The 14360-nt window shown below is 59.9% G+C and carries 11 protein-coding genes; 4 read left to right on the forward strand and 7 right to left on the reverse strand.

The genetic code is table 11. From position 1 onward, the window contains the following. Positions 1 to 46: 46 nt before the first annotated feature. The 5 genes from ACE4YL_RS07590 to ACE4YL_RS07610 form a co-directional block, all read right to left on the reverse strand. Positions 47 to 991, reverse strand: coding sequence for a hypothetical protein (locus ACE4YL_RS07590; protein WP_461358177.1), 945 nt, complete (start codon positions 989 to 991; stop codon positions 47 to 49). Between the two features lie 105 nt (positions 992 to 1096). Next, entirely contained in the window at positions 1097 to 2194 is a 1098-nt protein-coding gene (locus ACE4YL_RS07595; protein WP_461369447.1) for a patatin-like phospholipase family protein, read from the reverse strand. A 193-nt stretch (positions 2195 to 2387) separates the two neighbouring features. Then, the gene (gene lepB, locus ACE4YL_RS07600; protein ID WP_461358179.1) at positions 2388 to 2954 is read right to left on the reverse strand and encodes a signal peptidase I; all 567 of its coding nucleotides are present in this window, start codon (positions 2952 to 2954) and stop codon (positions 2388 to 2390) included. Positions 2955 to 3062: 108 nt separating this feature from the next. Beyond that, positions 3063 to 3647 (reverse strand): hypothetical protein, encoded by a 585-nt coding sequence (locus ACE4YL_RS07605; RefSeq protein ID WP_461358180.1) that lies wholly within the window; start codon positions 3645 to 3647, stop codon positions 3063 to 3065. 48 nt (positions 3648 to 3695) lie between these two features. Continuing rightward, a complete protein-coding gene (locus tag ACE4YL_RS07610; protein WP_461358181.1) occupies positions 3696 to 4460 on the reverse strand; it encodes an MBL fold metallo-hydrolase in 765 nt (254 codons plus the stop codon). A gap of 82 nt (positions 4461 to 4542) precedes the next feature. Between ACE4YL_RS07610 and ACE4YL_RS07615 the strand changes: the two genes are divergently transcribed. Genes ACE4YL_RS07615 through ACE4YL_RS07625 form a run of 3 tightly spaced genes read left to right on the forward strand, consistent with a single transcriptional unit; the run spans position 4543 to position 8964 of the window. Next, the gene (locus ACE4YL_RS07615) at positions 4543 to 5661 is read left to right on the forward strand and encodes a DinB/UmuC family translesion DNA polymerase (protein WP_461358182.1); all 1119 of its coding nucleotides are present in this window, start codon (positions 4543 to 4545) and stop codon (positions 5659 to 5661) included. Next, positions 5658 to 5897 carry a DUF6504 family protein gene (locus tag ACE4YL_RS07620; RefSeq protein ID WP_461358183.1) on the forward strand — a complete coding sequence of 80 codons (240 nt, stop codon included), beginning with the start codon at positions 5658 to 5660 and terminating at the stop codon, positions 5895 to 5897. Before ACE4YL_RS07615 ends, ACE4YL_RS07620 begins: the two co-directional genes overlap by 4 nt. Positions 5898 to 5910: 13 nt before the next feature. After that, positions 5911 to 8964 (forward strand): DNA polymerase III subunit alpha, encoded by a 3054-nt coding sequence (locus tag ACE4YL_RS07625; protein ID WP_461365230.1) that lies wholly within the window; start codon positions 5911 to 5913, stop codon positions 8962 to 8964. On the opposite strand, the gene ACE4YL_RS07630 is transcribed toward ACE4YL_RS07625, so the two are convergent. Together ACE4YL_RS07630 and ACE4YL_RS07635 are read right to left on the reverse strand one after the other, a co-directional pair. After that, the gene (locus tag ACE4YL_RS07630) at positions 8961 to 10241 is read right to left on the reverse strand and encodes a PepSY1/2 domain-containing protein (RefSeq protein WP_461358185.1); all 1281 of its coding nucleotides are present in this window, start codon (positions 10239 to 10241) and stop codon (positions 8961 to 8963) included. The two genes, ACE4YL_RS07625 and ACE4YL_RS07630, sit on opposite strands and share 4 nt — an antisense overlap. Positions 10242 to 10252: 11 nt before the next feature. After that, positions 10253 to 10756, reverse strand: a complete 504-nt coding sequence (locus ACE4YL_RS07635) for a cell wall hydrolase (RefSeq protein ID WP_461358186.1) — start codon at positions 10754 to 10756, stop codon at positions 10253 to 10255. A 100-nt stretch (positions 10757 to 10856) separates the two neighbouring features. On the opposite strand from ACE4YL_RS07635, the gene ACE4YL_RS07640 reads away from it, so the two are divergent. Further along, entirely contained in the window at positions 10857 to 13997 is a 3141-nt protein-coding gene (locus tag ACE4YL_RS07640; RefSeq protein ID WP_461367282.1) for an efflux RND transporter permease subunit, read from the forward strand. Positions 13998 to 14360 lie beyond the last annotated feature (363 nt).

The raw sequence follows: 14360 nt of genomic DNA on the forward strand, positions 1-14360 counted from the left end.
CGGGGGTGCCGCCAGCGTCTAGATCTGAATCGTATGTAGATCCAACTCATTCCGGTATTTCCTGGTGATCCAGGGTGAACTCGATGATCAAATATCCATCGTGATTGTCGTATTTGAAAGTATACACTTTGCCGTTGAACTCCCGTTTGATCTGGGCCTTGGGGTTCTCCCTGACCAGCGCTGCGCGGGTATAGATGGTCCTTTTCTCCGCGTTGGTCAGAGATTCATCATCGAGTTCCTGGTAGATTTGGTTTATGGTGCGGTCGTTGTAGCCCATGACCACCACTTCCTCCGCGGCCGCATCAAACTCCTCCCTGCTGATCTCCCCCTCGAAGAACTTGTAAACGAACTGGACAGCATGCTCATAAACCGCCAGGTTGCAGGGGGAGTTCTCCCAACCATACCCCCTGTCGCCGAATTTCACCGGGAGCCTAATGGTCATGACGTTGTCCGCCAGCCTAGGTATCTTCACAGAGTGCACCATAGAGTATTTCTGCAGCTGGGGATCGACTAGGCAAGAATACAGCCCCGGCGCTACCCGGGCCCACCTCTGCCCTTGGGCGAAGGTCACATCGCCCATGGGAAACTCGTGGATGGTATTGTGCTTGTACTCGTCCGTTTTGTAGAATTCTATCCACTCCCCTTCGCTGAACTGGACGATTTTCTCCCGGCTCTGCTGCAGCGCTTTGACGGAGAACTCATCGTTTCTGGCGGCGGCGTTGGCGATGGACTCATCAAAGGCCGCCAGGATCGTGGCCCGCCAGCCTTCGCCAACCTCAGCCAGAACCTCATCCCTGATCTCCCTCAGCCTCTGCAGCAGGTACATCTTTTTCCGGCCGTACCGCTTGATCTCCTCGTAGCGCTCCTGCCCGGATGTGGCCTGGGGGATCGGCCGGAAACCATCCGCAGAGCCTCCGCCGGAACATCCCGCAAGTAAGCCGGAGAGAATGAGCAGCACCGGGAGGCAAAGTCCCGCTCCTCTTTTGGTCAAATCCTCCCATCTCCTCTCCCATGCCTTGCTGCCCACATTCCACGCCTGGAAAAAATACCCTTTATTTATCCCACCCAAACGGCAGACAACAAAAAAGCCCCGGGTTTAACCCAGGGCCCTGCGCCGCGCCAAGGTGCGCAGCTGCCGCAGGAAGTTAGGCCGGCGAACTGGCTGCGGTGTTTTCTTTTTGATCTGGTTTTCCAGGAGGTAGTGGAAATAGGGGCTGTTTTTCTCAGGGTAGCTTTGGGGAGTGCGCACCAGCCTGAAGAGCTGGTCCCGGTTGGCCGCCTCACCCGGCCTGAGCCCCCGTTCCCTAAACAGCCGCACGGCCACCTCGTAGCCCCGTTCGATCATCTCGGGAATATACTCCACCTCAAAGGTCCCGATGTTGTAGATCAATGGATTGATGGTGATCAGCCTGCTGCGCACCAGCGCCCGATCCTGCAGCCGGTCTTTATACTGCGCCCAGATCATGATATCCAAAGACTGGCTCAAGATCTCCAGGGGGCCTTCCGCCAGAATCGAATCCCGGCGCATGCCCGCATAACCCATGTTCACTCCCAGAACCCGCCCGGCGCCGCCCAGGCGCACGGCAACGTTCAAGGGATAGCCGTCCCTCAGCCCGCCATCCACGTAGCAGTCCTCGTCCTGGGCAAAGGCCGCGGGGACAAACACCCCGGGGATGCTGATGCTGGCCCGCACCGCTTGGGCAATGGTGAGATCATCCCGCAGGAGATATCCCCCGTATTCCCCGTTGTCATCGGGAGTTAAGCCTAAAGCTCGGTAGTCGCAAAACACGGTGGGCTGCCCGTTATTGAGGTTCACCGCGGGGATCAACAGCTGACACTTCTTAAGGTCCTGGAACCGCCCTATAGGCAGGCTCTGGGCAATGATCTGCTCCAGGGACCGGCCCCGGACAATCCCCGTGAGCCTGCGGAAATCCCAGGTCAGCAGGGCTAACACCGCGCCGGGCCAGTTCAAATCCACAATTCTGCCCTGGGCCCTGCTGTATTCCTGAAACAAACCCTCTAGTTCCCCGGCGCTGAGCCCCGCGGCATAGAGGGCCGCGACGATGGAACCGCCGGAAGTGCCCACCACCAGATCGGGCTCTAGATCGTATTCTTCCACTGCCTGCAGCACACCTACCTGGGCAGCGGCGCGCACGCTGCCTCCGGAAAGAACCAGTGCTAGTTTCTCGCTCAACTTGCAGCCTCCTTCACAGCCTAAGTTTGCTTGAGATTTGGGGAAGCAGGCTCGGCACAGATCAGGGGAAAAGGACTAGCAGAACTTGGTCAACATAGTGTATGTACCAGACCTCCGCCCGGTCCCTATAATGCAATTCCAAACATTCTGTCAATTTTGGCCCTAAAAGGACCCGCCCTGCGGGCCTAAAAGCCTAAAAGGTTGTGCTGGTAAACACCGCGGGACGGGGCATGAGGCTGATGCGGTCCAGGGGCCAGTAGCGCCAGATAGCGCGCCCGATGATCAGCTCCCTGGGCAGAAATCCCACCCGGCTGAAACGGCTGTCTTCGCTGTTGTTGCGGTTATCGCCCAGGACGAAATAAGTACCCTCGGGAACGATCTGGGGAGCGAACCCGATGCGGGCCGGCGCCAAGGTGTAATCCTCCTCTATGGGCTGGTCGTTGATGTAGACCACACCTTGAATGATGGCCACTTTGTCACCGGGCAGGCCGATCACGCGCTTGACGAACTGCTCGCTGGGATTGGACGGGTTCTTGAAGACGATGATCTCGCCCCGGGAAGGCTCGACAAAGCGGTAAGAGATCTTATCAACCAGAAGCCTCTCTCCGTGATGCAGCGTGGGCAGCATGGAATCCCCGTTCACGGTGTAGGCTCTAGCAATGAAGATCATGATGAAGGCGGCTATGATAATTGCGGAACCCAGGGTTTCCACAAGTTCGCGCAGCTGGCTTTTTGGTTTTCTGTGGACTACTGGTTTCAACCCGTTTACCTCCAAGGCTGTAGCTGAATGCATCCATATGAGAGTTCCACGTTGCGGGGGTAAATCCTGCCTAGTTTCCCCCACTGGACCCTGGAAACGGAATCCAGTTCAAAGTTCCCAAAAACAGGACTGGCGCACTTGCTTGTACAGCCGCACTGATTCCTGGAAGAGCCGCTTGTCCCGCTTGTCCAGGGCCTCATCGATGCGGGCCTTGAGGGCAATACCCCAAAGGACCAACTCCGCCTGCTCCCTAAGGAAGGAGGCAAAGCCCGCAGCCAGCTCCGGAGGGACGGCCTCGTTGGGCACGGCAACTTCGGCATACCAATCGGGCGTGTCCCCATGGAAGACAAGCTGCACATGGAGGAGCCCGCAGTAGCTCTGCAGGGCTTCCCAGGCCTGCGCAGGGTCGGTAAGGCAGAGTTCTGTGGTCTTCTGGGTTTTGCGCAGAAGCCCGCCATTTACCAGGATCAGCTGCTCCGACTCGCTGCCCAGGCTCAGTTCAAAGGGTATTTCCTCACTGCCCAACTGCGAGACCACCATGGTGTTGGGCAGGTAATCCCTGGTGGTGACAAAAACCAGCCGCTGAAGCTGGGCTGGCTCCGCCCAGATCCTGGCCAGCAGCTTCCGGCAGCCCTCGTCTTTCAGGGGAGCTTCGCAAAAACGGCGCAGCGCATATTCTTTGTGAATGACCATCTCGCCCCTCCTTGCAGAGAAGATCACTACACTATATGCGCGCGCCGCCTAAGAATGCAGGTGCAGGGTGAGCCCGTCATAGGCCAGGTGAATTCCCGGGGGAAGGCTGCTGCTCACCTTGCTGTGTTCCAGGAGATGGGAAATGTGGGTGAAATAGGTTTGTTTGGGCTGAAGCTCTCTGACCAAGGCCAGGGCCTGGTCCAGATGCATGTGGGCAGGGTGGGGGTTGAAGCCCACCACACCCAGGATCAGAAGATCCAGATCCCGCAGAAGTTCCAGTGATTCAGGGGGGATGCGGCTGCAGTCGGTGATGTAAGCTAGCTTCCCGATGCGGTAGCCCAAAATGGGCAGGGCATCGTGGAAGATGGGAATGGGCTCCACCAGGACATTCCCCACCTGGAAGGGCCCTTCCACCACGATGGTTTCGATCCAAGCCCGGTCCTCGTGGCGCTTTTTTTGGCGGAAGATATAGGCAAAGACTTCCCGCAGCTCAGCAATGGTGGGGGCGTTGCCGTACACGGGAACGTGCTTGTTGGTCAGGCGGCTGAAGACCCGCAGATCATCGAAGCCAAAGACGTGATCCGCGTGGCAGTGGGTGTAGAGCACCGCATCAACCTGGCGCAGACCTGCCTGCAGGGCCTGCAGGCGGAACTCGGTGGCGGTGTCAATCAAAAGGCTCGTCCCCTTCCAGCGCAGCCACAGGGAACTGCGGGTGCGCTTGTTTTTGGGATCCTGACTGGTACACACAGGGCAGGTGCAGGTTAAGACGGGGACGCCGTAGGATGTGCCGGTACCCAGGAAGGTGATCTGCATATTACCATCCTTTCCCTCCTTGACCAGAACGCTTGTTCTGTATTATAATTTAGGCGAACAGATGTTCCGGAGGAGGAGTGTCATGATCGTTTACTGTGGCTTGCGCCACTTTTATATTCGCCATTTTCAGCCGCCTGCGGAAGCGCAGGACGCATACTTTATTCTAACACACAAAAGGAAGGTCTGGGACTTCTCCCCTGAACTGAAAGACCACGGCTTCTCCATCCACAGCAGCAGCCAGAGGGTCCTGCAGCTGGATAAACCGGTGCTCACCTTCGCCATCGAGCTGGCTGATTTCCTGCCCGCTGCCCACGGCTGGCATGAGTTTTCCCGTCAGTACACCGACGAACTGGAGGTGGAATATCCCCACGCCTGGTATCTGCGCTTTGCCCAGCCAGCCATTTTCCAGCAGTTCCTCCTGGATTTTGGGGAAAAGCTGCGCCAGGAAAACTGCGAGGGCATTTGGGGCGCGGGGCAGAGCAAACTGGTGGCGAAACTAGCCGCGCACAACCTCAGCGGCTGGGAGCGGGTGGTTCCCGCGGAGCAGACAGCGAGCTTTCTGCAGCGCATCCCCCTGCACCGCCTGCCCCTGGACGAACTGGACGCCTTGGAAAAGCTGGGCGTCAAGACCGTGGGCCAGCTGGCGGAAATACCCCTGGCGGAGCTGGGCAGCCAGTTCGGCCCCAGGGCCCAGATCCTGCAGCAGCTGGGCCGGGGTGAAGATCTGGTCCCCTTCCAGGCCCAGCAGATCCAAAAATGCAGCTGGTCCCTGGACTGCACCACCCTGGAAGGATTTCTGCGGCCCCTGCTCCCCCACGAGCTCCGGCCCTATCTGCAGCGGGGTATGGAAGAGCTCGCGGCCGCCCTAAGGGAGCAGCACAAGGTCGCGGGCCAGCTGCAGCTGACAGCCCAGCTGGCCCAAGGTCCGCCCCTGGAAAAAAGCCGTCTCTTTAAAGAGGCTTCGGCCGATGCCGGGCTGTTCCTGCGGGCTGTGGAGAGCCTGCTGCCGGCGGAGCCCCTGGCCCAGCTCACGGTGGTACTCAGCAGGTTAGAGCCCTCCGCGGCCGCGCAGCTGAGCATGTTTTGGGAACCGCAGGCGCCCAGGCCCCTGGAGGAAGAGCTGGCGCCCCTCACCCAGAGAGGGGTAGAGCTTCCCCGCCGGGAGCGGCTGCTGCTGCTCTGGAGGGAGTGCTTCACATGAGCAAACTGGTCAACCAGCCCATTGAGCTTAAGTTTAGAGGGAGTTTTCCCGCGGCCTTCCACTTCGGCCGGGAGTTTAAAATCAAGTACATCTTAAACCACTGGCGGGAAGGGGGCCAGTGGTGGCTGGATGAACCGGAGCTCTTCGTCTATGAAGTGCTCACCGACAAATGCCGCTGTGAGCTGCATTTTCTACCCGAACTGGAGCAGTGGATTCTCTACCGCTTGACCGATTAAGGGAGGGGTCAGCATGTTTGTGCACCTGCATGTCCATTCTCCCTATTCTTTTCTCGACGGTGCCTCCTCGCTGGAGGCACTGCTGCACCAAGCGGACCAGTGGGAAATGCCGGCCCTGGCCATAACGGATCACAGCAATGTCAGTGCCGCGGTGGAATTCCACAAGCTCGCCCAAGGGCTTGGCATCAAGCCCATCCAAGGGGCGGAGATCACCACCGAAGACGGGACCCACCTGACGCTGCTCGCGGAAAACAGCACCGGCTACCAGTCCCTGTGCCGGCTGATCACCGCGGGCTTCGCCCGGGGCTCCCGGCACCAATGCCTGGTGCCCTGGGAGGCCCTGCGGGAAAATGCCCGGGGGCTGATTGCCCTCAGCGGCTGCCACCATTCAGGCACCGCCCAAGCCCTGCTGCGCCGGGACTACGCCCAGGCCAAGCTAGAGGTCCTGCGCCTGCTGGAGATCTTCGGTCCCGGGCAGGTTTACCTGGAAATGATCCAAAACTACCTGCCCTTCAGTAAACGCCTCTTGGAGGGGATAGCCAAGCTCCACGGAGATCTGCGGGTGCCGCTTGTGGCCACCAACAATGTCCACTACCTGCGCAAGGAAGATTTCCCCATCCACGATCTGCTGGTCTGCGTGCGCACCCAGACCACCGTGCACCAACTCCACCCCGAGCGCCCCTTCAACGGGGAGAACTACTTGGCCGCACCGGAAGAGATGCGAAGGCGCTTTGCCGCCTTCCCAGAAGCTGTGGAAAACACGCTGGAGATCGCCGAGCGCTGCAGCCCAGCCCTGGATCTGACGGAAAATCTCTTCCCTCGCTATTTCCCGGGGGAAGAGCCGGAAAAGGCCAGCCAGTTTCTGCGGGAACTCACCTGGCAGGGGGCCAGAAGGCGCTACGGTACCATCACCCCTGCCCTCAGGGAGCGCATCGAGCACGAGCTCAACATCATCCAGCAGCTGGATGCCGCCGATTATTTTCTAGCCGTGTGGGATCTGGTACAGTACGCTCAAAAACACGGCATTCGCTATGCGGGGCGGGGCTCCGCCGCGGATTCGGTGGTGGTCTACTGCCTGGGCATCACCAATGTGGACGCCTTTGCCAGGGGGCTGCTCTTCGAACGCTTCTTAAGCCTGGAGCGGGCCCAGAAACCCGATATCGACATCGATTTCGACGCCCGCTACCGGGACCAGGTGGCCGATTATGTGTACCGGCGCTACGGGCCGGAAAAAGTGGCCTCGGTCTGCACCTTCCACACCTATCACGCCCGCTCCGCCCTGCGGGATCTGGGCAAGGCTTTAGGCTGCAGCCAGGCGGAGCTGAAGCGGCTGACCAAAAACATCACCAGCGTCCCCGCGGACGGCATCCGCGCCCTCCTGCACAGGCTGCCTGAATTGAAGCACCATCCCCTGCATGGGGAAAAATACGCCAGGCTTTTAGATTACTGCGCGGCCATCAATGCCTTCCCCCGGCAGATGGGCACCCACCTGGGGGGCTTGGTGGTGAGCGGTGAACCTTTAACCAAGGTCACTCCCCTGCAGCCTTCAGCCAAGGGAGTGCTCATCACCCAGTTTGACAAAAACACCATTGAAGACCTGGGCCTGATCAAAATTGACCTCCTTTCCCTGCGCACCCTCTCCGCGGTTTCCGACACCGTGCAGGAGCTGGGCCCCAGGCTCAACTACAACGAGATCCCCCTTGATGATGGGGCTACCTTCGCCAGGCTGCAGAGGGGCGATACGGTGGGCATCTTCCAGCTGGAAAGCCCGGCCCAAAGGAGCCTGCAGTCCCGTTTGAAAGCAGATCGCTTTGAAGATATTGTGGCCAGCGTGGCCCTAATCCGGCCCGGGCCCATCAAGGGGAACATGGTGGATCCTTTCATCGCCCGCCGTCAAGGCAAAGAGCAGGTGACCTACATCCATCCCCAGCTGGAGAAAATCCTGGCGCCCACCTATGGGGTGGTCCTCTACCAGGAGCAGGTGATTGAAATCGCCACGGAGATCGCCGGTTTTACCCCGGGGGAAGCGGATCGCCTGCGCAAGGCCATGACTAAGTTCCGCTCCCAGGCGGAAATGGAAGCCATCGGCCGGGAGTTCATTCAAAAGGCCCTGGCCCGGGGGGTGGAGCGGCAGACCGCGGAAACCATCTTCTCCTATATTGTGGGCTATGCGGGCTACGGTTTCTGTGAAGCCCATGCCGCGGCCTTCGCGGACACGGCCTACCGCACCGCCTACCTTTTGGAGCACTTCCCTGCCCAGTTCTACGCGGCGCTCCTCAATGCGCAGCCCATGGGCTTTTATCCCCCCAACACCTTGTGCGTGCAGGCCCGCAGCCGGGGGATCACCATCCTGCCCCTGCACATCAACGAAAGCGCTGCCCAGTTCACCGCGGGTGACAACAACATCCGTATCGGCCTGAAGCAGGTGGCGGGCATGGAAGCAGCCTGCCTGGAGTCCATTTTGGAAGAGCGGGAGAAGAGCAAATTCAGCTCCCTGCAGGACTTTGTCTACCGCACCAAGGTGAAAAAGGATGTGGCGGAAAACCTGATCCTGGGGGGAGCCTTTGACTGGTTCTCCCCCAACCGCCGGGCGCTTTTGTGGAAGCTGCCCCACTACTACCAAAGCAAAGGGGGAAGCCTTTTCCTGGAAACTTCCCCTGCCTGCAGCCAGATTCCCGATTTTTCCCCCTTCGAGCGCTGGCTCAAGGAGTATGCAGTCCTTCGCCTCACCGCCCAGGGGCATATCATGGATTTCTTCCGCCCGCAGCTGCCCAAAACGGTGCTCACCAGCAGAGAAGTGGCGGCGCGCCGGGAGGGACCTGCGCAGATGGCGGGCTTGGTGATCCGGCCCCACCGGCCCCCCACCCGCAGCGGCCGGACGGTTGTCTTCCTGACTTTGGAAGACGAGTACGGGCTGGTGGATGTCACCGTCTTTGAAGATGTGTACAGAAAGTACGGTAGGGTTTTGTACAGCGAACCTCTGCTTTTAGTCACAGGTACCATCTCCCGGCGGGATGAAGCGGAGCTGGCCAGCATCATCGCCACCGGCATTACAGCCCTGCGTTAAAAATACTGGGGGGAGCTCACCTGGACGATCTGCTCCTCTTCGCCCGTTGCGGCATTGAGGTAGATCAGGTAGTAGTCGTCTTTGTAGCGCACGCCCAGCCTCCTGGTGAGCACTTCCCCCTCCTCCGCGGTGGGGATCAGCGCAAGTTTTTCCTGGAGCACTTCCAGGCCATCCCTGAGCTTGCCCTCCACCACCTCCCCCCTCTTCAGGGGCTCTTCGCTCCCTTCCCGCCGGCTCTGGGCTGTGTAGAAGGAGGTGCCCCAAAAGCCCAGGATGCTCCCGTCCGCGGCACTGACCTGAACCTTCACCGGCTCGGCATAGCGCAGGATGCCTTCCCGCTCAGGTACAAAGGTCAAAGTGGCCCTGTTCTGCAGCACCTGCACATCGGTGATCTGCAGGGGAGGAAAACCCCGCTCCTCCAGAAATGCCCGGCCCGCTTCCACCATCTCCTGGGTAGAAAGCCGGCGGGAGTCCACCTCCGCCGAGTCCATCATCCAGAGCACCAGGCCGCCCCTTTGGGAAACCTCCACAACAATGCGGCCCCGCTCATCCTTGGCCTCCACCGTGTAGGTGGGGATCTGCCCCTTGGACTCGCCGGTCACCTGAAAGTGGAGCCCATCCCGACGGCAAAAACTTCGCGCGGCCTCCACAGCCTGCTCCGGCTCGATGCTCTCCCCAGTGATTTCCCCCCTTGTGAGGGGTACCCGCTCAGCCCAGGAGGCATCCAGCTCCCCCAGGCCCGCATTGATCGCGGTAAAGGCCTGAAGCAGCTGGGGTACAGTTGCTTTAGCAGCGAAGTACTCCTGCCAAGAAACCCAGGGAAATTCCTGCTGCTTATCCAGGAGCAGGCTGCCCAGTTCCCCGCTGACATACTGTACCTGCCCGTAGAGCTCCTCCAACACCTGGGGATCCGCTTCTTCCTGGACGAAATAATAGGTCTGCTCGTAAACCGCGGCCAACAGCCCGCACAGGCCCTCCAGGTCGATTTCTCCCAGGGGCAGTTCTCCCAGATTGCTCTGGGCGGCGTAGACCAGGCGCCGCAGGTTGGAGCCGATCAGGCCCCGCTGCTTGCTGCTCACCGCCAGGCGGGCCCGCCCCAGTTCCCCGGCGAGCTGCTGGAAGTGGGTGGCCAGCTCGCCTAAAGCCCTGCGGTAAGCGGCTTCCACCTGGGCTTGATAGGTGCGGTTCAGGTAGTACTGCCCCGCGGCAAACCCCACACCCAGAAGGAGCAGGGCGAAGATTATTGCTGTGAGCTTTCTGCGCAGGGTTCCGGCCATGTCACCGCCCCTCAGCTGGCAAAGACGTGTTTGCCGATGGTTTTCAGCACAGGGCGCTGGCGGATCCAGGCACTCCGTGTTTTGTTGGGGTTGTAGAAGTAGAGGGCTCCCCCCGTGGGGTCCCAGCCGTTGAGTGCGGCGTGGGCAGCCTGCAGGGCCGAGTCATTGGCAGGTTTGTTGACGGTGCCGTTGGCCACCACTGAAAAGGCCAGAGGTTCGTAGACCACCCCGGGGATGGTGTTGGGAAACTCGGGGTGTTTGACCCTGTTTAGGATCACCGCAGCCACCGCCACCTGGCCGTCGAAGGGCTCCCCTTCCGCTTCTGCCCGCACCACCCGGGCCAGAAGATCCAGGTCGGTTTCGGAAAAGGTCTGCCGCCAGCTTTCCAGCTCAGCTCCCTCTTCCGGGGGAGCTTCCGGCGCAGGCACCTGCCAGCGGCTCCAGATCAGCAGGATAATCAGCAGCAGGGCCGCGGCTAACCCCAGGCTGAGCAGCCGTCTAGCAAGTTTACCCAAGGCAGTTCATCCTTTCTCACAGTAAGAAACGGCAGGATAACCCGGCCTCATCCAGAACTATTATCTGGATGCACTTCGGTCCCTTAAGGAGGATGTTTTGATGCATTTATCCAGTTTGGCTGTGCGCCGCCCAGTGGCGGTCACTGTTTTTGTTATTATTGCCCTCATCTTCGGAGTTATTTCCCTCCAGAGAATTGGCATCGACCTGCTGCCGGATATGAACTTCCCCTATGCGGTGGTGGTCACCATCTATCCGGGCGGAGCAGCCCAGACCGTGGAGCAGAATATCACCATCCCCTTGGAGGGGGCGCTTTCGGGCATCAACGGCCTCCGGCGCATGGATTCCTACAGCCTGGAGAACGTTTCCGCTGTCCTGCTCCAGTTTGAGTGGGGCACAGACATGCTCACCGCCCTGGATGCGGTGCGCAACAACATGGCCCAGGCAGCCCTAACCCTGCCCGATGGCGCCCAGACCCCCGTGGTGGTGCAGATCAACCCCAACGACTTCCCCTTGATGCTGGTGGGCGTAACCTCCCAGGGCCTTTCCCCTGTTGAGCTGTCGGAAGAGCTGGAAAAGCTCCGGCCGCAGCTGGAGCAGATCTCCGGTGTGGCCCAGGTGAGCCTGCTGGGCACCGCCAGCGAAGAGATCCAGGTGCTCTTTGATCCCGACCACCTCAATGAACTGGGTCTAACCCCGGTGATTCTGCAGCAGCTGATCTCGTACCAGAATATCGTGGTGCCCGGCGGAGCAGTGACCGCGGACGGCGTGCGCTACATCACCCGGGCGGGCAGTATGATCAACAGTATCGAAGAGCTGGAAAACATCATTGTCGGTATGAAGCAGGGCAGCGGCATCCTGGGTCTGGGAGGCTTGGTTCCTTCCTTGATTTACCTGAGCGATGTGGCCGAAGTTTCCACGCGGGTGGCACCCCGGGAAGGCATCACCCGCTACAACGGGCAGGATACCGTGCTCATCCAAGTGATGCGCCAGAGCGGGGCGAACACGGTCCGGGTGGCCGAAAGGGTCAAGGACACCCTCAGGAAGATAGAGGCGGAATACCCGCATCTAGAGTTTACGACCATCACCGATCAATCGCTGTTCATCAGCCAGAGCATCAGCTCCCTGGCTTCCAGCGGCATGATCGGCGCGCTTTTGGCCGTGGCGGTACTCCTCTTCTTCCTGCGGAATATCTCCAGTATTGTCATTATCGCCTTGTCCATTCCCGTCTCCGTCATCGCCAGCTTTGTCCTGATCTACCTCTCCAACCTTTCCCTCAACCTCATGACCCTGGGCGGGCTGGCTCTGGGTGTGGGCATGCTGGTGGACTCATCCATCGTGGTTTTGGAGAACATCTACAGGCACCTCACGGAAGGGCGGGATCGCCTGGCGGCCTCCCGGGACGGCGCGGGTGAACTGGCCAGTGCTCTTTTGGCTTCCACCCTCACCAACGTGGTGGTGTTCCTACCGGTGATTATCCTGGAAAGCCTGGCCGGACAGCTGCTCAGGGAGTTCGGCCTGTCCATCTCCTTTGCCCTCACCGCTTCCTTCTTGGTCGCTTTGACGGTGGTGCCGGCCTTGACATCCAAGCTGCTTAGGGCAGGGCGAGCCATGAAACCCCAGGGCCAGTCCTTCGCGGGCAGGGCCCGGGCCGTCTATGCCCGGCTTTTGGAAAAGGTCCTGGCCCGCAAGGGCTACACATTCGCCCTGGTGATCATCCTCCTGGCGGTGGCCCTGGCGGTCTATCCCCTGCTGAATCAGGAGTTTCTACCCAGTTTTGACGAAGGTTTCTTAGGGGTACAGGCTATGCTCCCGGCTGGTCTGCCCCTGGAGAGGGTGCGGGAGAAGATCATGGCCATCGAAACAGACCTTCTGGCCATTCCTGAGGTGGCGGCTGTGGCCGTGCAGGCGGGCGACCAGGGCGAACTGGATGTGGTCAGCCTGGTCCGGGGAACGGACGCCAGTGCCGCCCAGTTTTTCCTGACCCTCGTCCCCCATGACCAGCGCCAGCGCAAGGCCCGGGAGCTTACAGATGAAATCCAGGAAATCACGGCCAGGCACGGAGTTCTGCGGACCAATATTTCCGACAGTTCGCTGTTCGGCTCCACGGCCAGCACCCTGTTGACGCCCAATCTATCCGTTGAGATCCGCGGCGAGGATTGGGACGTCTTAGTCGAACTGGCCCAGGAACTCAAAGGCAGACTCCAGCAGATCGGCGGTTTCCGGGACGTGCAGGACACCACCTTCCGGCCGGCCCAGGAGCTGTTCCTCAACGTGGACACCTCCCGGAGCATCCTGGGAGGCTTCACCGCCGGACAGGTGGGGCTGGGTATGCGTTATGCCACAGCGGGGCTGGTGGCCACCGATATCCAGATTGGAAAACGGAGCCTGCCGGTTGTGCTCAGACCCAACTCGTCCATTGACTCGGTGGATGACCTGCTCAACACCAAAATCACCTCGCCCGTGACCATCGCCGGCCTGGGTGAAAACCCCATCGTGCTCAAGGAAGTGGTGCAGCCGGAGACGATCACCACCGACGCGGTGGCGCAGCGCACCGACCGCCTGCCGGTGATCTACGTAACCGGCATTTTGGGCGATCTGTCCCTGACCGAAGCTGTGCGCAAGAGCGAAGAGATCATTGCCACCATGAACATTCCTCCTGGATACCACATCAGGGTAGGCGGCCTGCAGGATGTGATATCCGAATCCATAGGCGAACTGACCCTGGCCCTAATTTTAGCTGTGGCCTTGGTTTACCTGGTCATGGCCGCGCAGTTTGAATCGTTCCTCCAGCCCTTCATCATCATGTTCACCATCCCCCTGGCCCTGATCGGTGCCCTGGCCGGCTTGTGGGCAGTGGGCGGCAGCCTGGGCATCATGTCCATCATCGGTATGATTGCCCTGGCGGGGATTGTGGTGAACAACGCCATCGTGCTGGTGGATTACATCAACCTTAGGCGCCGGCAGAACCCCGAGCTTCCCGTGCGGGAGGCCATCCTCGAGGCCTGCCAGGTGCGCCTGCGGCCGATCCTCATGACCGCGATCACCACCATTTTCGGCCTGCTGCCGGTGGCCATCGGTTTTGGTGTGGGTGCAGAATTCCAGAGGCCCCTGGCCGCAACCATCATGGGCGGCATGGTCTCTTCCACCCTCCTGACCTTGTTCGTTATCCCCACCGTCTACGAGTTCTTCGCCAACCTGGAACGCAAGCCCAAAAAGCAGGCACAGCACCAGGCGGTATAAGCTCTATAGGGCGCCCTCGGATCTTCCACCCCTGCATGAACCCTCGACCTAAAGGATGCAACGCACACATTCAAAAGCCCAACGTGTTCCCACGTTGGGCTTTCGGCTGTCTGTGATTTGTACCTTTCCGCTCCCCATGGGCGTCACGTTCCGACGTTTCGCCCAAAGCCTGCTTGCCCGGGGATGCCAAGATCCGATCCGCTGGCAGACTAGTCCCCCTTACTTCTTCTACCGGAATATGATGGTTTAAAAGAACATCATGTTCGTACGTATCGTCAAAGCGAAAGACAAGAAGTATGCTCAAGTCGTAGAGTCTTTCCGAAATGGGAAGCAGGTCAGCCATAGAGTTCTTTGGTCGTTAGG

The organism is Candidatus Darwinibacter acetoxidans (assembly GCF_041936445.1).
Taxonomy (GTDB): domain Bacteria; phylum Bacillota; class Limnochordia; order Darwinibacteriales; family Darwinibacteriaceae; genus DTU010.